This is a genomic window from Streptomyces sp. NPDC029956 (assembly GCF_055574655.1).
On sequence record NZ_JBVHZJ010000011.1, the window covers coordinates 150,744 to 168,422 of the forward strand.

At 72.7% G+C, this 17,679-nt stretch carries 14 protein-coding genes; 13 read left to right on the top strand and 1 reads right to left on the bottom strand.

The annotated features are described in order from the left end of the window. The first annotated feature begins 21 nt into the window (after positions 1-21). The 8 genes from ACZ4XX_RS11905 (at position 22) to ACZ4XX_RS11940 (ending at position 7,600) form a co-directional block, all read left to right on the top strand. A complete protein-coding gene (locus ACZ4XX_RS11905; RefSeq protein ID WP_468507781.1) occupies positions 22-657 on the top strand; it encodes an RNA polymerase sigma factor in 636 nt (211 codons plus the stop codon). Continuing rightward, positions 654-1,799, top strand: coding sequence for a DNA polymerase III subunit gamma/tau domain-containing protein (locus ACZ4XX_RS11910; protein ID WP_468507782.1), 1,146 nt, complete (start codon positions 654-656; stop codon positions 1,797-1,799). Before ACZ4XX_RS11905 ends, ACZ4XX_RS11910 begins: the two co-directional genes overlap by 4 nt. Then, positions 1,796-2,593 carry an ABC transporter ATP-binding protein gene (locus tag ACZ4XX_RS11915; RefSeq protein WP_468507783.1) on the top strand — a complete coding sequence of 266 codons (798 nt, stop codon included), beginning with the start codon at positions 1,796-1,798 and terminating at the stop codon, positions 2,591-2,593. Before ACZ4XX_RS11910 ends, ACZ4XX_RS11915 begins: the two co-directional genes overlap by 4 nt. After that, on the top strand, positions 2,590-3,918 hold the full coding sequence (locus tag ACZ4XX_RS11920; RefSeq protein ID WP_468507784.1) for a hypothetical protein: 1,329 nt from the start codon (positions 2,590-2,592) through the stop codon (positions 3,916-3,918). Before ACZ4XX_RS11915 ends, ACZ4XX_RS11920 begins: the two co-directional genes overlap by 4 nt. Beyond that, complete coding sequence (locus ACZ4XX_RS11925; RefSeq protein ID WP_468507785.1) at positions 3,915-4,526, top strand: hypothetical protein; 612 nt, start codon at positions 3,915-3,917, stop codon at positions 4,524-4,526. The genes ACZ4XX_RS11920 and ACZ4XX_RS11925 overlap by 4 nt, the downstream gene beginning before the upstream one ends. A 380-nt stretch (positions 4,527-4,906) precedes the next feature. Next, positions 4,907-6,340 carry an MFS transporter gene (locus tag ACZ4XX_RS11930; protein ID WP_468507811.1) on the top strand — a complete coding sequence of 478 codons (1,434 nt, stop codon included), beginning with the start codon at positions 4,907-4,909 and terminating at the stop codon, positions 6,338-6,340. A 38-nt stretch (positions 6,341-6,378) separates the two neighbouring features. Beyond that, on the top strand, positions 6,379-6,864 hold the full coding sequence (locus tag ACZ4XX_RS11935) for a pyridoxamine 5'-phosphate oxidase family protein (RefSeq protein WP_468507786.1): 486 nt from the start codon (positions 6,379-6,381) through the stop codon (positions 6,862-6,864). A gap of 52 nt (positions 6,865-6,916) precedes the next feature. Then, positions 6,917-7,600, top strand: a complete 684-nt coding sequence (locus tag ACZ4XX_RS11940; protein WP_468507787.1) for a ScbR family autoregulator-binding transcription factor — start codon at positions 6,917-6,919, stop codon at positions 7,598-7,600. Between the two features lie 12 nt (positions 7,601-7,612). Here the strand turns inward: ACZ4XX_RS11940 and ACZ4XX_RS11945 are convergent, their stop codons facing one another. Further along, positions 7,613-8,371 (bottom strand): AfsR/SARP family transcriptional regulator, encoded by a 759-nt coding sequence (locus tag ACZ4XX_RS11945; RefSeq protein ID WP_468507812.1) that lies wholly within the window; start codon positions 8,369-8,371, stop codon positions 7,613-7,615. A 239-nt stretch (positions 8,372-8,610) separates the two neighbouring features. Here ACZ4XX_RS11945 and tap point away from each other — a divergent pair, with 239 nt between their 5' ends. The 5 genes from tap to ACZ4XX_RS11970 all read left to right on the top strand — a co-directional run bounded on the left by tap (position 8,611) and on the right by ACZ4XX_RS11970 (position 17,648). Then, a complete protein-coding gene (gene tap / locus ACZ4XX_RS11950) occupies positions 8,611-10,818 on the top strand; it encodes a telomere-associated protein Tap (protein ID WP_468507788.1) in 2,208 nt (735 codons plus the stop codon). A 119-nt stretch (positions 10,819-10,937) separates the two neighbouring features. Then, a complete protein-coding gene (locus tag ACZ4XX_RS11955) occupies positions 10,938-11,609 on the top strand; it encodes a spermidine synthase family protein (protein ID WP_468507789.1) in 672 nt (223 codons plus the stop codon). Positions 11,610-11,680: 71 nt separating this feature from the next. After that, positions 11,681-12,418: a response regulator transcription factor gene (locus ACZ4XX_RS11960; protein ID WP_030207163.1), complete on the top strand. Its 738-nt coding sequence runs from the start codon at positions 11,681-11,683 to the stop codon at positions 12,416-12,418. A gap of 29 nt (positions 12,419-12,447) precedes the next feature. Further along, the gene (locus ACZ4XX_RS11965; protein ID WP_266973760.1) at positions 12,448-13,539 is read left to right on the top strand and encodes a HAMP domain-containing sensor histidine kinase; all 1,092 of its coding nucleotides are present in this window, start codon (positions 12,448-12,450) and stop codon (positions 13,537-13,539) included. A gap of 290 nt (positions 13,540-13,829) precedes the next feature. Further along, a complete protein-coding gene (locus ACZ4XX_RS11970) occupies positions 13,830-17,648 on the top strand; it encodes a multifunctional oxoglutarate decarboxylase/oxoglutarate dehydrogenase thiamine pyrophosphate-binding subunit/dihydrolipoyllysine-residue succinyltransferase subunit (RefSeq protein ID WP_468507790.1) in 3,819 nt (1,272 codons plus the stop codon). Positions 17,649-17,679 lie beyond the last annotated feature (31 nt).

Sequence of the window (17,679 nt, forward strand, 5' to 3'; positions counted from 1 at the left end):
CACGCGCGCGATAGAGAAGGCGTGAGACTGTTGCGCCCCGCAGGGGGAGGCCCTTCCGGGGGCGACGAGGACGACGACTCGGCGCTGCTGCGCGCGGTCGCCCGGGGGGACTCCGAGGCGCTCGCCGTGCTGTACGACCGGCACGCGGGCTGGCTGCACGCGCGTCTCGCCCGGCGCTGCCCGGACGAGGAGACCGTGCGGGAGGTCCTCCAGGACACCTTCGTCACGGTGTGGCGCTCGGCCGGCGGCCACCGGGGCCGGGGCGAGGCCGGCGGCTGGATCTGGGTGATCGCGGCCCGGCGTCTGGTGGACGCGCAGCGGGCCGGGGCCCGCGCGGAACGCGCCGTGGAACGGGCGGTCGAACACGCCGCCGCACCCACGGGGCCGTCCACCACCGCGTCCTCCGCCGAGGACCGGGTGCTCGCCGGACTGGAGTACGGGGAGGTGGGCGCGGCCCTCGACCGGATCTCGCCCGAACTCGCCGAGGTCCTGCGGGCGACCGTCGTCGACGGCCTGACGACCCGCGAGACCGCCCGGCTCCTCGGCATACCCGAGGGCACGGTCAAGACCCGCGCCCTGCGCGCCCGCCGCGAGCTGCGCGCCGCACTCGGAGCGGCCCACTCCGGTGGTCCGCACGCCTTGGGAGGCACCGCATGACGACACGACGCCCCCCTGCCGACGGACCCGGGAGCCCCGGGCTCCCCTGGCACGTCTCCGACGCCCTCGCGCGCCGGTACGCCGACGGGTCGGCCGCCGAGACCGACGCCTGGTCGCTGGAGAAGCACGTCGAGTCCTGTGCGGGCTGCGCGGGCCGCGTCTCGGCCGCCGTACGGGCCGGAACGGCCGGCCCGGTCCTCGCGAGCGTCCGCGCCGAGCTGCTCGCGTCCCTCGGGCCCGGTCGGGCGCCGGAGGGTGCCCGGACCGAACGCCAGGGTTCCCCCGGCCGCCGGACCGCACCCGGTACGCCCACCGGCCGCCGGTTCGCACCCGGTGCCTCCCCCGGCCGCCGGTTCGCCGCCGCCGCCCTCCTCGGGCGCCCACCCGCATCAGCCGCCGCCCCGGGGCGCCGACCCGACCCCGCCGCCTCCGCCCGCCCCCGGCCCGCCCCCGGCGGGCACGCCTCGGGCGGGAACGCCCCCGCCCCCACCGCACCCGCCTCGTACGCCCCCACCCCCCTCGGCCGGTGGGCCCGGCTCTGGTGGGCCGTGGGGCCCGCCCTCCGCGGGTCCTGGGTGGTGGCCGTGATGCTGGTCGTCGGCGGGGCCTTCGGGCTCGCCTACGGAGCCGGGGTCCAGGGGGCACGCGGTCTGCTGCTCGCCCTCTCGCCCGTCCTCCCGCTCGCCGGCGTCGCCGTCTCGTACGGACGTCACGCCGACCCGCTGTACGAGATCACCGCCGCCACCCCGTCCGGCGGGCTGCGGCTGCTGCTCACCCGTACCGCCGCCGTCCTCGCCGTCTGCGTACCGCTGCTGACCGCGGGCGGTGCGCTGCTGCCGCCGGTGGCCGGATTCCCGGGGGCCGCGGCCTGGTTGCTCCCCGGCCTGGCGCTGACCCTGGCGACGCTCGCGCTCGGCTCGTTCGTCGGCTGCCGGGCAGCCGCCGCGACGCTCGGCGGCGGATGGCTGCTCGCCGTCACGGGCCCCCTGCTCGGCCCCGTGGACACGGCCGCTTCGACCACGGCGCTCGCCCCGTACCTCTCCGGCCCCGCCGCCCAGGGGGGATGGGCCGCGGCCGCGCTGGCCTGCGCCGCCCTCCTCGCGCTGCGGCGCCGTTCCTTCGACCACCTGGAGTCCCGGTGAACGTCTCGACCGCCGTCGCGGTGAGCGGACTGACCGTCCGCCACCGCCGTACCCTCGCCCTCGACCGGCTCGACCTGTCCCTCGGCCCCGGCGTCCACGGTCTGCTCGGCCCGAACGGCGCCGGCAAGACCTCCCTCATCCGGGTCCTCGCGACCGTCGCCGCCCCCTCCTCCGGCCGGGTGGAGCTGCTCGGCGCAGACGCGACCAGCCACCGCGAACGCACCGGCATCCGGCGCCGGCTCGGCTATCTGCCTCAGGACTTCGGCTACTACCCGGCCTTCACCGTGCGGGAGTTCGTGGCCTACGTCGCCTGGCTCAAGGAGGTGCCGGCCGAACGCGTGCCGGCGGCCGTGGAGCACGCGGTGGCACGGGTCGGGCTCGGCGACCGGATCGACGCGCGGATGAAGGCGCTGTCGGGCGGCATGGTCCGGCGCGCCGGAATCGCCCAGGCCATCGTGAACGAACCGGAGTTGCTGCTGCTCGACGAGCCGACCGCGGGCCTCGACCCGGAGCAGCGGGTCGACTTCCGGGCGCTGCTGCGGGAGCTGGGCCGAGAGGCGACGGTGGTGGTCTCCACGCACCTGGTGGAGGACGTGGCCGCGGCCTGCACCGACGTCGCCCTCATCGAGTCGGGCCGCCTCGCCTTCCAGGGTTCGACGGCCGAACTCACCGCACTCGGAGGGGAGTCGACCGACGGGAACGACTCCACGACGCATGCCGTCGAGCGCGGCTACACGGTCGCCCTGCGCGCCCACCGGACGCCCTCGGACTCCACGGACGGAGCACTCCGGTGACCACCACCCTCACCCCTCCCCCGCCCCGTGCCGCCCGCCGGACCATCCGCGCCCCGAGGCCCGTCCTCATCGAGTTGCGTCGCGGGCTCGGCCCCTGGACCGGCGTCGCCGTCCTGCTCACCGTGCTCGTCACGATGTACGGCAAGAGTCCCGGCTGGCAGGGCCGTTGGGCCGACGCCACGAACATGCTGCACGTGTCCACCGGGCTGCTCGCCGGACCGCTCGCCCTCGCGGCGGGCTGCTGGCAGGGCGGCCGGGACCGGCGGCGCGGGACGGTGGACCTCTGGGAGTCCGCGCCCCGCCCGCCGCTCCACCGCCTGTTCGTCGCCGTCGCCCCGTCCGCGCTCTGGCCGGCCGCCGGCGCACTCCTCGCCGCTGCCGTCTGCCTCCTCGCGACCTGGCCGTACGCCTCCGGCGGCCGCCCCTTCCTCGAACTCGTCGTCGCCGACGCGGTCGCCGTCGCCGCCCTGGGCGCCTTCGGCCATGTCGTGGGACGTACGGTCCGCTGGCGGCTGACGGCCCCCCTCCTGGGCATCGTCGGGTACGTGGCGCTGGGGTTGGGCTCGTACAGCGAAGGCCCCGCCCGGTGGCTCAGCCCCGCCGCCGAGCACCAGTTCTTCTGGGACCGGCCGGTGTGGTGGTACGGCCCCGTGTCGATGGCGTGGACGGCGGGGCTCGCGCTCACCGCGCTCCTGGCGTACGGGCTGCGCCCCGCCCGGCTGCGGCCGCTCGCCCTGGTCCCGCTGGCCGTGGCGGTCGCCGCCGCCGGTCCGATCCTGCGCCTCCCCCAGGACGAGGGCCCGTGGCGCCCGGACCCGGCCCTGACCCGTCCGCTCTGCGACGACGGGACGCCGCAGACCTGCCTCACGGCCGTGGACGAACGTCTGCTGCCGGACGTGTCTGCGGCGCTCGCCCCGCTCAACGCCCGTCTGAAGGGACTGCCCGGCGCCCCCGTCCGCTGGGTGGCCGGCCCGTTCGGACCTCCTCGCCCCGGGGACGTCGAACTCCCCGACGCGGCGGCGGACGCGGTGCGCGGCCGGCTCCCGCGCCCGGACCTGTATCTGAACTCGGCGGTGACGTGGCTGTTCTCGGACACCTGCCGGCCGGGTGACCTCACCGGTTCGAACGCGGAGCGGGCGAGCATCATCAACCTCGCCGTCGTCGAGTGGCTGGCGCCGACACCCGCCGACCACGGCCCCGATCCGACCGCCGCCCAGCCGTACATCGACCGGCTTCGCGCCAAGTCCCCGGCCGCCCAGCGCGATTACCTCGCCCGCTATCTGGCGGCGAACACGTGCCGCCCCGACGAGGTGCCGGTCCCGTGAGGCCTTCCGCCCTGCTCTACCTCCGCTCCCGCGCCCTGCCCGGCGCCGTGGCCGTCCTCGCCGGAACGTCGGCGGTGGCCGCCTGGGCGGCCTGGTGGCTGGAGTCACTGCCCGACTTCGACCACACGGCCCGGCTGCCGGTCGTCGTCTTCGGCCCGCTGCTCGCGGCCGCCGCGATCGGCACCAGTCTCCACACGCCGAGCGACGAGCTGGACCGTACGGCGGTACGCGCGTGGTGGCCCCGTCGTCTCGCCCATGTGCTCGCCCCTGCCGTCCTCGCCGTCGCACTGCTCGCCCTGGCGGTGCCGGGGCACGCGGAGGAGTTCGGCGCGCTCGCCGCCGTACGCAACACCCTCGGTCTCGTGGGGGTGACGGCGGCCTCGGCCGCCGTCGTCGGCGGCCGGCTGAGCTGGCTGCCGCCGGCCTTCCTCGTGGGCACGGTCTATCTCGCGGCCCCGTCCGCCCCGGGCGGCGGTGCGCAGTGGTGGGCCTGGGTGATGCAGCCGGGCACCCAGGCGGGGGCGTGGACGGTGGCGGTCGGCACGCTCGTGGCGGGCACGGCCCTCTACGCGTGGCGCGGCGCGCGACGCGTGACGGGCGAGTCCTGAGCATCCCCGCCGCGGGGGCGGGCGGGTCCTGAGCATCCCTCGCGGCAGGTGACGGGCGAGTCCTGAAGAACCCCGACCTCGTGCCGTGAGGTCGGTACGCCGTGAGGTCGGTACCCGTGAGGTGACCGGGTGACTTCGAAGTGCCTTCTTCCCCGAATCTCCGCCGTGCCGCAGGATTTCCACATCACCGAGTGGGAATCCCGCGGCACGGCTCTCTCCTTGTGTCGCCCCCCTGCCGGGCCGGCTTCTCACGCGGACTTCAAGGGAATGCCACGCGCCTGCCGCAAGAATGCGGCCGATTCCCCACGACCCTTCCTTCGCGCACAAGGAGCAATTCTGTGTCCATTCCGAATTCCCCGTCGAGCGGCACCGCGGACCGCATGAGCGGACGCGCCTGGGGCGTGCTGTTCGTGCTGTGCGGCGCGATCTTCCTCGAGGGCATCGACGTGGCCATGCTCAACGTGGCCCTGCCGTCGATCCGCGAGGACCTGGACATGTCGACCGGCATGCTCCAGTGGGTGATGAGCGCCTACGTGCTCGGCTACGGCGGGTTCATGCTGCTGGGCGGCCGGGCCGCCGACCTCTTCGGGCGCCGCCGGATGTTCGTCCTCTGGCTCGTGGTCTTCCTGCTCTTCTCGGGCCTCGGCGGGTTCGCCACCGAGGGCTGGATGCTGATCGTCGCCCGCTTCGTGACCGGTGTCGCCGCCGCGTTCATGACTCCGGCGGGTCTGTCCATCATCACCACGAGCTTCGACGAGGGTCCCCAGCGCAACAAGGCCCTGCTGGTCTACTCCGGCACCGCGGCCGGCGGCTTCTCGATCGGCCTCGTCGTGGGTGGTCTGCTGGCCGCCGTCGACTGGCGCTGGGTGTTCTTCGCGCCGGTGATCCTGAGCCTTCTCATCCTGATCGCGGCGGTCGTCCTCATCCCGAAGTCGCCGCGTCCGGACCGCACGGGCCAGGGCGTCGACCTGGCGGGCTCGGTCAGCGTCACCGGCGGCATCCTGCTCCTCGTCTTCGGCGTCGAGCGCGCCGCGCACGCCTCCGCGGCCTCGACGATCGGCACCGTCGCGGCGAGCCTGGTGCTGTTCCTGGTCTTCGTCGCCGTCGAACGCAGGTCGTCCTCGCCGCTGGTGCGCCTGGGCATCTTCCGCAACGGTTCGCTGGTCCGCGCCAACCTGGCGGGGCTGCTCTTCGCCGCGGGCTTCTTCGGCTTCCAGTTCATCGCGGTGCTCTACCTGCAGGAGCTGCGCGGCTGGTCGACCCTGCAGACCAGTTTCGCGCTCATCGTCATCGGTGTGGACGCGGTCCTCTCCCCCACCCTCACTCCCCGGCTCGTGGCCAGGTTCGGCAACGCCCGGGTGATCTTCGGCGGTCTGCTGCTCGCCGCCCTGTCGTACGCGCTGTTCCTGCCGGTCGGCGCCGACTGGACGTATCCGGCGATGTTCCCGAGCCTGATCGTCCTGGGGCTGGCCTTCTCCCTGGCCTACGGGCCGCTGACCATCGTCGCCACCGACGGCATCGCGGAGGAGGAGCAGGGCGTCGCCGGCGGTCTGCTCTACACGTCCTTCCAGTTCGGCGCCGCGCTGGGCCTGTCCACCGTCGCCGCGGTGAACATCGCGGCCACGGACGGCACCTCGCCGACGGCGCTCCTCGACGGCTACCGCGCCGCCCTGGTCGTGCCGCTGGTCGCCGCCCTGGTCGCGGCCGCCATCAGCGCCTTCGGCCTCCGGAGCCGGTCGGGGGCGGCCGACGACGCCGGAACCGCACCCGCGGACGTTCCCGTGCCGGCCGAGCGCGTCGAGGCGTCGAGGTAGTTCCTTCCATCGACCGTCCGACGCCGAGAGGAATCGAAATGGCCACCCGCGTGGAATCCTTCTCCGAAATCGAAGAGGCATTCACTGCCTATGTCCAGGACATCGTCTACTGCACCATGATCACGGTGGACAGAAGATCGCGCCCGCGGGCCCGCGTGCTGCTGCCCGTCTGGGAAGTGGTCGACGGAAGGCCGGTCGGCTGGCTCGCCGCCTACAAGACGCCCGTCAAGGTGGCGCATCTGGCCGACAACCCGCACACCACCTACTCGTACTGGAACCCCCGCCAGAACGCCGTGTTCGTCGACAGCGTCTCGACCTGGGCGGAGGACCGGGAGAGCAGGGAGTACGCGTGGGACCTCTACCGCGAGGGAAGTCCCGCGGGCGTCGGGTACGACCCGGCCGGATTCTGGCCCGGCGGTCCGGCGGACCCCGGGTACCACGTCCTGCGCATAGACCCGTGGCGGGTGCAGGTGCTCCGCGGCTCGGACCTCAGCAGCCGCATCTGGACGGCGAGGACCGACTAGCATTCCGCCCGGCCTGTCGTTTCATCCGACAGCGGGATCACACGTACCAGGGGTGACTGTGGCGCAGCAGGAGCGGGCGATCCGGACACGGAGGATCATCCTGGAGGCCGCGGCCCGGATCTTCGACGAGCGCGGTTACGAGGCCACGACCATCGCCGAGATCCTGGAGCGGGCCGAGGTGACGAAGGGTGCGCTCTACTTCCACTTCGCGTCCAAGGGCGATCTGGCGCGCGGTGTCCTGGCCGCCGCCGTGACCACCGAGGGCGTCCGCCCCCAGGCCGTCAAACTGCAGGAACTGATCGACATCCTGCTCCTGCTGGCCTACCGGCTGCCCCGCGAGCCCCTCCTGAGCGCGGCCCTCCGCATGGCGGTCGACCTGCAGTCCCGCCGCCGGTTCGGCACCCGTTGGCCCGACTGGACCGAGCTGATCACCGAGGTCCTCCAGGAGGCCAAGGAACGGGGGGAGGTCCGCCCCGAGGTCGACGAGGCGGAGACCGCCCGCATGCTGGTGTGCAGCTGGACCGGCGTCCGGGTGGTCACCGAGGGTCTCCCCGGAGACTACGACCTGCCGGGCGAGATCGCCTCGCTCCTCCGGCTCGTCCTGCCGGCCGTCGCGGACCCCGACATCCTGCCCTGGCTCGAGGTCTCGGCCGAGCGGGCCGCCGAACTGCACGCCGACATGCCCGACTGGCGTGCCGAGAACGGTGAGGCCGGCTCCGGCCGCCCGGCCGGCTGAGCGGGGCGGGGTTCACACCGTCGGGCTCAGCACCCGCTCGTGCAGGGACTGGATGTCGGGGGACGGTTCGAGCCCGAGCTCGTCCCGCAGGATGCGCCGGACCTTCCGGTAGGCATCCAGGGCATCGGCACGCCGCCCCGCCTGGTGCAGAGCGGCGATCAGCTGGCCGTGGAACCACTCGTGGAGCGGGTAGGCGTGCACGAGCGCCCGCAGTTCGGGTACGAGTTCACGCAGCCGCCCGAGCGACCGCAGGGCCTCGATCCTCGACTCCAGTGCTCTGATCCGCAGTTCCTCCGCATGGACGATCCGGCCGACGAGGACGTCGCCCGTCGGCAGGTCGGAGAGCATGGGCCCGCGCCACAGGCCGAGCGCCTCGCCGAGGGCGTCGGCGGCGGCCTCGTACCGGCCCGCGCGGAGCTCGCCCTCCCCTCGGGCGACGAGCCGCTCGAAGATCCTGATGTCGATCGCGGAGTCGTCCACGTGCAGCGTGTACCCACCGGGACGCGTGGCCAGCAGGGCGTGCCCGGTGTCGGGTCGACCCTCCTCCGCGAGGAGTCTGCGCGCGTGATGCACATAGGTCTGCACGGTGTTGAGCGCCGAGCGCGGCGGTTCGTGCCGCCACAGTTCCCGGATGAGGGTGTCCGGCGTGACGAGTTCGCCGGCGTGGACGAGGAGGACGGCCAGGGTCCGGGAGACCTTCGGCGTCCCCACCGGGAGGACCGCACCGCTGTCGGCGACGATCTGGAACGGTCCGATGAGGTTGAACCGCATCACGCACTCTCCTTCAAGGTGAACGTCCCGTGGTGCGCCGAACCCGTCGACCGTGTGGCCATCCGTTCTTGAATGAAACCACGTACGCGGTTTGTTGACCCCGACCGCACCTCAACCACCAGTGCAATCAGTGCTGTTGAGAGACGGGGGACGCGCTGTGTACGCGATATGTACGCTCAACCGCCTTCTCGCGTACGGTCGATGAGTTAGCGTGGCAGGCACCAGGCCGGAGGTGTCGCATGTCCGAGTTGTTCGACGCCGTCGACGCGTTGCTCGCGTCCCGCGCCGTCCTGCCGCCGCCCGAGGAGCGCAGACGGCTGCGCAGGGCCCACGGGCTGACGGTCGACGAGGTCGCGACGGCACTGAGGGTGCGCCGGGCGACCGTCAGCGCATGGGAGTCCGGCCGGACCGAGCCGCGGCCGCCGGAGCGCAACGCGTACGCCCGCCTGCTCGACGGGCTCGCGACGCTCTACCCCGCCGCCGTGACCACCGGACACGGACCGCCGGAACGCCGGGCACCGGCCGGAACCCCGACACCGGTCCCGACACCGGTCCTGACGCAGACTCCGAGGCCGGGACCGGAGCAGCCCCCGGCACCGGTCCTGACGCGGACCCCAACACCGGGACCGGCGCGGGCCCCCGCACCAGGACCGGCGCGGGCCCTGGCGTCGGGACCGGCGCGGGCCCTGGCGTCGGCCCAGGAGGTCGGCCCCGGCATCACCGCCCCCGCCGCGTCGACCACTGCGCCTCCACTCCGTCCTCCCGCGTCGCCGAAGGCCGCTCCCGCGCGCGTCCGAGCCCCGTCCGGCACCGCCGCCGACCCGCGCTTCCCCAACGGCCCGCTCGCCGTCGTCGACGTCACGGACGACGGCCGGGTCCTCGCGCACTGCCACGACGGAACGGTCCTGGACGTACCGGCCACCTCGCTGCCGTCCCTCGCCGAGTGGGCGCTCACGGAGGCCGGGCTCGGACAGCCGGACCCAGGACTGCCGGAGGGCGCCGGCCCCGGGCAGGACGCCGACGTGCTGGTCGTGCTCACCGGCGCGGCGCTGGAGCGCTACGGCCTGCCCGCCGCGCTCACCGGGCGCCGGCTCCTCGCCGGGCGGATCCCGGAGAGCCACAAGGCCGTCAGACAGCTGACACGGCGGCGGTGGCGGATCCCGGAGGACGGGTTCGGCCCCTGGGCGCGGCTCCACCACCCGGAGCGGGGCGCGGACGGGCGTCGCGTACAGCTGTGCCTCCCGTCCTGGCAGGCGCTCGACCCTCGTGACTGGGGCGACGCCGGGCAGCTCGCACCGGCGGCGCTCGCCCGGCTCCTCGGCTCGTACGCGTTCCGGGTGGCGGTCCCGCGCGGTTCCGCCGCCGCCACCGGCCTGGCGCTGCTGACCGCGCCGCACCCACCCGGCTCGCCGGGAGCGGAGCCGCCGGCGCCTGCGCCGTGCGAGGCCCCCGACGGGCACCCCGTACTCGCGGAGCCGGCGCGACCACATGTCCGCGGCCCGGCGGAGCGGCTGTTCGAGGAGGCCCACGACTGGGCGCGGCCGTTGACGGACGCCGAGCGCACCCGGCGGCATCTGATCGGCCTCGAAGTGAACCTGGCGCTCGTCGCGGGTGCCGGGGGCCTGGTCGTCGGTCTGGGCGCGCCGACGTACGTGGAGCGGCCGGTGTTCGACCCGAGGCTGCCCGGCTCCTGGTTGGTCGACCTCTCCCATGTCGACCTGTCGCGGGTGAGGATCGCGAGGGCCGCCTGGGTGCGGCTGGAGGCCGACCGGCTGCCGAACCCGTTCACGCCGAGCGGCCGGCGCCCGGCGGGCCCTGCCTGGTACGCGACGCCGACCGTCGCGTACGCGATGGAGCTCGGCTACGACGTCGCGCCGACGGCCGCGTATGTCCGGCACGAGAACGGCCGCGGTCTGGACGCCTGGCACGACCGGCTCCGTGACGCCTATCTCGCCACGATGGCCGAACTCGGCGTGGACCGGGGTCTGCCGCCCGAGGACTTCCTGGCGGCGATGCGCGGCCGACGGAGCCGCGCTCCGGAGCGGGCGGCCCTCCTCGCCTCGATCGAGGCGACGGCGAGGGGCGGTCTGGAGGCGCTGCGACGCCCCGACCTCCTCGCGGCGATCGTCTCCCGCGCGCGGATCGGCCTGCACCGGAGGATCGTGCGGCACGCGGCGTTCACCGGCCAGTACCCGGTGGCGGTCCTCGCCGACCGCGTCGTGTACGCCGTCGACGGCGAGAGCCCGCTCGACTTCCTGCCGCACCGCGAGGGCAAGCCGCTTCCGGGCGGCTTCAAGCTCGGGGTGGAACCCGGTCTGACGAGGCACGCGGGCACGCGGACGACCCGGTGGGGGGTGGGCCTCCGGGAGCGGCACAAGTCCCCGGTGCTCAACCTCGCGCGGTACGTCGAGGACGGGACCGTCACCGTCCGGGGCGGCGGGGCATAGGCCTCTCGCACGGCCGTCCGATCCCTTCTCGTGTTTTCCGGAAGGAGTTTGTCCCCGTGCCGTCGTACGGCCAGGATGGCCGGGGACCCACTGCCGAGCCGAGAGCGGAGCGACCGACCATGACAGGAACCGTCACCCTCGACCGCCGCGAAGGACCGTACGGAGAGGTCGCGCTCCGCCGTCGCGACGAGCACTACGAGATCATCGCCAACGGCACCTTCCTGATGGACACCTCCGACGGGCGCTCCGAGCGGCTCCTGATCGACGCGGCGCAGGCCGCGCTTCCCGAGCGGTCCCGTACCGGCGCGTCCGTCCTCGTCGGCGGTCTCGGTGTCGGCTTCTCGCTCGCCCATGCCGCCGCCGACCCCCGCTGGGGGCGGATCGCGGTCGTCGAGCGGGAGGAGGCGATCATCGACTGGCACCGCCAGGGTCCTCTCGCCTCGATCTCGGGGGCCGCCCTGGCCGATTCCCGGACCGTGATCCTGCACACGGACCTGATGGACTATCTCCGGACCTCCCCCGACACCTTCGACGCGCTCTGCCTGGACGTCGACAACGGGCCCGACTGGACGGTCACCGAGGACAACGAATCCCTTTACGGGGCAGAGGGTTTGGCGGCCTGCGCGGCCCGCCTGAACCCCGGCGGAGTACTCGCCGTCTGGTCCGCCAGGCCCTCCGACGATTTCGAAGGGTCCTTGCGGAATGCCGGATTCAGCGGGGTACGGACGGAAGAGATCCCCGTTGCCCGGGGCGTCCCCGACGTGGTCCACCTCGGCATCCGTCCCGAGTAAGTCCTGGATAGCCGGGACGCCGCCGGTACCTCTAGGCTGCAGAGCCGACATCGGCGACGCGAGGCGGGGCAATGGAGCAGACACACACCACTCACCACGGTGCGGCGGCCACTCCGGGTGCCCAGCGCCGGGTGCTCGTGGTCGAGGACGACGCCACGATCGTGGAGGCGATCTCCGCTCGGCTGCGCGCCGAGGGCTTTCTCGTCCAGACCGCGACCGACGGCCCCGCGGCCGTCGACGCGGCCGAGGCATGGCAGCCGGACCTGATGGTCCTCGACGTGATGCTGCCCGGATTCGACGGCCTGGAGGTGTGCCGCCGGGTCCAGGCCCAGCGCCCCGTCCCGGTCCTCATGCTGACCGCCCGCGACGACGAGACCGACATGCTGGTCGGCCTCGGCGTGGGCGCCGACGACTACATGACCAAGCCGTTCTCGATGCGGGAGCTGGCCGCCCGGGTGCACGTCCTGCTCCGCCGGGTGGAACGGGCCGCGCTGGCGGCCGTGACCCCGCGCAGCGGCATCCTTCGCCTCGGCGAGCTGGAGATCGACCACGCGCAGCGCCGGGTCCGGGTGCGGTCCGAGGACGTACACCTGACCCCGACCGAGTTCGACCTGCTGGTCTGCCTGGCGAGCACACCGCGGGCGGTCCTCTCCCGCGAGCAGCTGCTCGCGGAGGTGTGGGACTGGGCGGACGCCTCGGGCACCCGGACCGTGGACAGCCACATCAAGGCGCTGCGCCGGAAGATCGGGGCCGAGCGGATCCGCACGGTCCATGGCGTCGGTTACGCGCTGGAGACCCCGGCGCTGTGAGCCGGCGGACGCCGGGGCGGCCGGGCGAGCTGCGAGGGCCGGACGGCGGGGTGCGCCGGCCGCGCCGGATCGCGATCTCGATCAAGACCAAGCTGGGCACGCTGGTCGTCGGGGCGGTCCTGCTGACCTCCGGGCTGGCGCTGGTGGCGATCCGCACGTCCACGGAGTTCCGGTACATCACGATCTTCGCGATGATCGCGACCCTGTTGATCACCCAGTTCGTGGCGCAGTCCCTGACGGCGCCGCTGGACGAGATGACCACGGTGGCCGGGACGATCTCCCGCGGGGACTTCACCCGGCGGGTGCGGGGTGCGGACCGGCGCGACGAGCTGGGCGACCTGGCGTCGACGATCAACCGCATGGCGGACGACCTGGAGGCGGTGGACCGGCACCGCAAGGAGCTGGTCGCCAATGTGTCGCACGAGCTGCGGACCCCGATCGCCGCACTCAGGGCCGTACTGGAGAACGTCGTGGACGGGGTGTCCGAGGCGGATCCGGAGACGATGCGGTCGGCGCTGAAGCAGACCGAGCGGCTGGGCCGGCTGGTGGAGACGCTGCTCGACCTGTCACGTCTTGACAACGGTGTCGTGGCGCTGAGGGCGAGCCGTTTCGAGGTCTGGCCGTATTTGTCCGGGGTTCTGCGGGAAGCGAACCTGGCCGCCTCGCAGCGCGGCCTCTCGTCCACCTCGGGCCTGCACAACCGCACGGACGTGCATCTGCATCTGGACGTGTCACCGCCCGAGCTGGTGGCGCACGCGGACGCGGAGCGGCTGCACCAGGTGATGGCGAACCTGATCGACAACGCGGTGAAGCACTCGCCGCCGCACGGCCGCGTCACGGTCCGGGCCCGGCGCGGCCCGTACCCGGACTCCCTGGAGCTGGAGGTCGAGGACGAGGGTCCCGGCATCCCGGAGTCGGAGCGGCACAAGGTCTTCGAGCGGTTCAACCGGGGCACGGCGCCGCACCGGCAGGGCCCCGGGAGCGACGGCGGCACGGGACTCGGCCTCGCGATCGCCCGCTGGGCGGTGGATCTGCACGGCGGCGGGATCGGAGTGGCCGAATCCTCACGCGGCTGCCGCATCAGGGTCACTCTTCCGGGCAGCCTCCCGCCAAGAGATTGACGTAGGGTTCGAACCGGAAGAGCTCGTTCTCCGTGTACGTGAGGGAGACCTCCGTGCAGGTGAGCGGGGGGCGGTCAGAGGTACGGTCGAAGAGGGCCGTGCCTGCGCTTCCCCGTACCCTCACACATGCGGAACCACGCTTGTTTCCCGCCATTCACCGCCCCGAAACACCCCGTCAAGTGTGACTTGCGCGACGTTGGCGCTCCCCGCCTGCACCTCTCGGCCGGACAGGCGTAGCCTTTATTTCCGCTGTCCATCACCTTGTGAAGCGGAAGAGGGCGGTTGCCGCCGTGTCGTCTCAGTCCCCCAGTACCCCGAGCTCCCCGACCGACCAGGACGGGCAGGGCAAGAGCCCCGCAGCCGCCTTCGGTGCCAATGAGTGGCTCGTCGACGAGATCTACCAGCAGTACCTCCAGGACCCGAATTCGGTCGATCGTGCCTGGTGGGACTTCTTCGCCGACTACAAGCCCGGAGCGTCGGAGACCCCGACCGCCCCGGCTTCCACCACGCCGAGCGCCCCTGCGGCGCAGCAGGCGGGCCCCGCACAGGCCGCGCCTGCCGCTCCTGCGGCCGTTCCGGCTCCCGCGCCCGCTCCGGTCGCGGCTCCGGCCCCCGCGGCCGCTCCGGCGCCCGTGAAGGCCGCCGCGGCCCCTGCCGCGCCGGTCGCCGCGAAGCCGGCCGCCGCGCCTGCCCCGGCCAAGGCCGCTCCGGCCGCCGCCAAGCCGGCCGAGGCCCCCGCCGGCCCCGAGCTGGTCACGCTGCGCGGTCCCGCCGCCGCGGTCGCGAAGAACATGAACGCCTCCCTCGATGTGCCGACGGCCACGTCCGTCCGCGCCGTCCCGGTGAAGCTGCTCTTCGACAACCGGATCGTGATCAACAACCACCTGAAGCGCGCCCGGGGCGGGAAGATCTCCTTCACGCACCTGATCGGCTACGCGATGGTGCAGGCGATCAAGGCCATGCCGTCGATGAACTACTCCTTCGCGGAGAAGGACGGCAAGCCGACCCTGGTCAAGCCGGAGCACGTGAACTTCGGTCTCGCGATCGACCTGGTGAAGCCCAACGGCGACCGCCAGCTCGTCGTCGCGGGCATCAAGAAGGCCGAGACGCTCAACTTCTTCGAGTTCTGGCAGGCGTACGAGGACATCGTCAAGCGGGCCCGCGTGGGCAAGCTGACGATGGAGGACTTCACCGGCGTCACGGTCTCCCTGACCAACCCCGGCGGCCTCGGCACCGTCCACTCCGTCCCGCGTCTGATGCCCGGACAGTCGGTCATCATGGGCGTCGGCTCGATGGACTACCCGGCCGAGTTCCAGGGCACCTCCCAGGACACCCTGAACAAGCTGGGCATCTCGAAGGTCATGACCCTGACCTCGACGTACGACCACCGCGTCATCCAGGGCGCCGCCTCCGGCGAGTTCCTGCGCGTCGTCGCCAACTTCCTCCTCGGCGAGGAGGGCTTCTACGACGACATCTTCAAGGCCCTGCGCATCCCCTACGAGCCGGTCCGCTGGCTCAAGGACATCGACGCCTCGCACGACGACGACGTCACCAAGGCCGCGCGCGTCTTCGAGCTCATCCACTCCTACCGGGTCCGCGGCCACGTCATGGCCGACACCGACCCGCTGGAGTACAAGCAGCGCAAGCACCCCGACCTGGACATCACCGAGCACGGCCTCACCCTGTGGGACCTGGAGCGGGAGTTCGCGGTCGGCGGCTTCGCCGGCAAGTCGATGATGAAGCTCCGCGACATCCTCGGCGTCCTGCGCGACTCGTACTGCCGCACCACCGGCGTCGAGTTCATGCACATCCAGGACCCGAAGCAGCGCAAGTGGATCCAGGACCGCGTGGAGCGCCCGCACTCCCGCGTCGAGCGCGAGGAGCAGCTGCGGATCCTGCGCCGGCTGAACGCCGCGGAGGCCTTCGAGACCTTCCTGCAGACGAAGTACGTCGGCCAGAAGCGCTTCTCCCTGGAGGGCGGCGAGTCCGTCATCCCGCTGCTCGACGCGGTCATCGACTCGGCCGCCGAGTCGCGCCTCGACGAGGTCGTCATCGGCATGGCCCACCGCGGCCGGCTGAACGTCCTGGCGAACATCGTCGGCAAGTCGTACGCGCAGATCTTCCGCGAGTTCGAGGGCAACCTCGACCCGAAGTCGATGCACGGCTCCGGCGACGTCAAGTACCACCTGGGCGCCGAGGGCACCTTCACGGGCCTCGACGGCGAGGAGATCAAGGTCTCCCTGGCCGCCAACCCCTCGCACCTGGAGGCGGTCGACCCGGTCCTGGAAGGCATCGTCCGCGCCAAGCAGGACGTCATCAACAAGGGCGGCACGGACTTCACCGTCCTGCCCGTCGCCCTGCACGGTGACGCGGCCTTCGCCGGCCAGGGTGTCGTCGCCGAGACGCTGAACATGTCGCAGCTGCGCGGCTACCGCACCGGCGGCACGGTCCACATCGTCATCAACAACCAGGTCGGCTTCACCGCCGCCCCGGAGTCCTCGCGTTCCTCGATGTACGCGACCGACGTGGCCCGCATGATCGAGGCGCCGATCTTCCACGTGAACGGCGACGACCCGGAGGCCGTGGTCCGCGTCGCGCGGCTCGCCTTCGAGTTCCGCCAGACGTTCAACAAGGACGTCGTGATCGACCTCATCTGCTACCGCCGCCGCGGTCACAACGAGGGCGACAACCCCTCGTTCACCAACCCGCAGATGTACAACCTGATCGACAAGAAGCGTTCGGTGCGCAAGCTGTACACCGAGTCGCTGATCGGTCGCGGCGACATCACCCTCGAAGAGGCGGAGCAGTCGCTCCAGGACTTCCAGGGCCAGCTGGAGAAGGTGTTCGCGGAGGTCCGCGAGGCCACCACCGCCACCACGTCCTCGGTGCACGTCCCGGACGCCCAGGCCGAGTTCCCGGTCGGCGTCACCACCGCGGTCTCCGCGGAGGTCGTGAAGCGGATCGCCGAGTCGCAGGTCACCATCCCGGAGCGGATCACGGTCCACTCGCGTCTGCTGCCGCAGATGCAGCGCCGTGCCGCCTCCATCGACGACGGCACCATCGACTGGGGCTTCGGCGAGACCCTCGCCATCGGCTCCCTGCTGATGGAGGGCACCCCGGTCCGCCTGTCGGGCCAGGACTCCCGCCGCGGCACCTTCGGCCAGCGCCACGCGGTCCTGGTGGACCAGGAGACCGGCGAGGACTACACCCCGCTGCTCTACCTGACCGAGGAGCAGGCCCACTACAACGTCTACGACTCGCTGCTCAGCGAGTACGCGGCGATGGGCTTCGAGTACGGCTACTCGCTGGAGCGCCCGGACGCCCTCGTCATCTGGGAGGCCCAGTTCGGTGACTTCGTCAACGGCGCGCAGACCGTCGTCGACGAGTTCATCTCCTCGGCCGAGCAGAAGTGGGGCCAGACCTCCGGCGTCACGCTGCTCCTGCCGCACGGCTACGAGGGCCAGGGCCCGGACCACTCGTCCGCGCGCCCGGAGCGCTTCCTCCAGATGTGCGCCCAGGACAACATGACGGTCGCCATGCCGACGCTGCCGTCGAACTACTTCCACCTGCTGCGCTGGCAGGTCCACAACCCGCACCACAAGCCGCTCATCGTCTTCACCCCGAAGTCGATGCTGCGCCTGAAGGCCGCGGCGTCCACGGTGGAGGAGTTCACCACCGGCGGCTTCCGCCCGGTGATCGGTGACGCGACGGCGAACCCGGCCGACGTCCGCAAGGTCGTCTTCTGCGCCGGCAAGGTCTACTACGACCTGGAGGCCGAGCGTCAGAAGCGCGGCGACACGGAGACCGCGATCATCCGCCTCGAGCGCCTGTACCCGCTGCCGGGTGCCGAGCTCCAGGCCGAGATCGCCAAGTACCCGAACGCGGCGAAGTACATCTGGGCGCAGGAGGAGCCGGCGAACCAGGGTGCGTGGCCGTTCATCGCGCTCAACCTGATCGACCACCTGGACCTGGCGGTCGGCGCGGACATCCCGGCGGGCGAGCGCCTGCGCCGGATCTCGCGTCCGCACTCCTCTTCCCCGGCGGTCGGTTCGGCCAAGCGCCACCAGGCCGAGCAGCAGCAGCTGGTCAACGAGGTCTTCGACGCCTGATCGTCGCCCTCGGAGCACGTACGGAGGCCCG

Excerpts from the sequence above, each read along its gene's own strand:
- ACZ4XX_RS11910 (WP_468507782.1), top strand. The coding sequence starts at position 654 with ATGACGACACGACGCCCCCCTGCCGACGGACCCGGGAGCCCCGGGCTC.
- ACZ4XX_RS11930 (WP_468507811.1), top strand. The coding sequence starts at position 4,907 with ATGAGCGGACGCGCCTGGGGCGTGCTGTTCGTGCTGTGCGGCGCGATC.
- ACZ4XX_RS11935 (WP_468507786.1), top strand. The coding sequence starts at position 6,379 with ATGGCCACCCGCGTGGAATCCTTCTCCGAAATCGAAGAGGCATTCACT.
- ACZ4XX_RS11945 (WP_468507812.1), bottom strand. The coding sequence starts at position 8,371 with ATGCGGTTCAACCTCATCGGACCGTTCCAGATCGTCGCCGACAGCGGT.
- tap (WP_468507788.1), top strand. The coding sequence starts at position 8,611 with ATGTCCGAGTTGTTCGACGCCGTCGACGCGTTGCTCGCGTCCCGCGCC.
- ACZ4XX_RS11955 (WP_468507789.1), top strand. The coding sequence starts at position 10,938 with ATGACAGGAACCGTCACCCTCGACCGCCGCGAAGGACCGTACGGAGAG.
- ACZ4XX_RS11960 (WP_030207163.1), top strand. The coding sequence starts at position 11,681 with ATGGAGCAGACACACACCACTCACCACGGTGCGGCGGCCACTCCGGGT.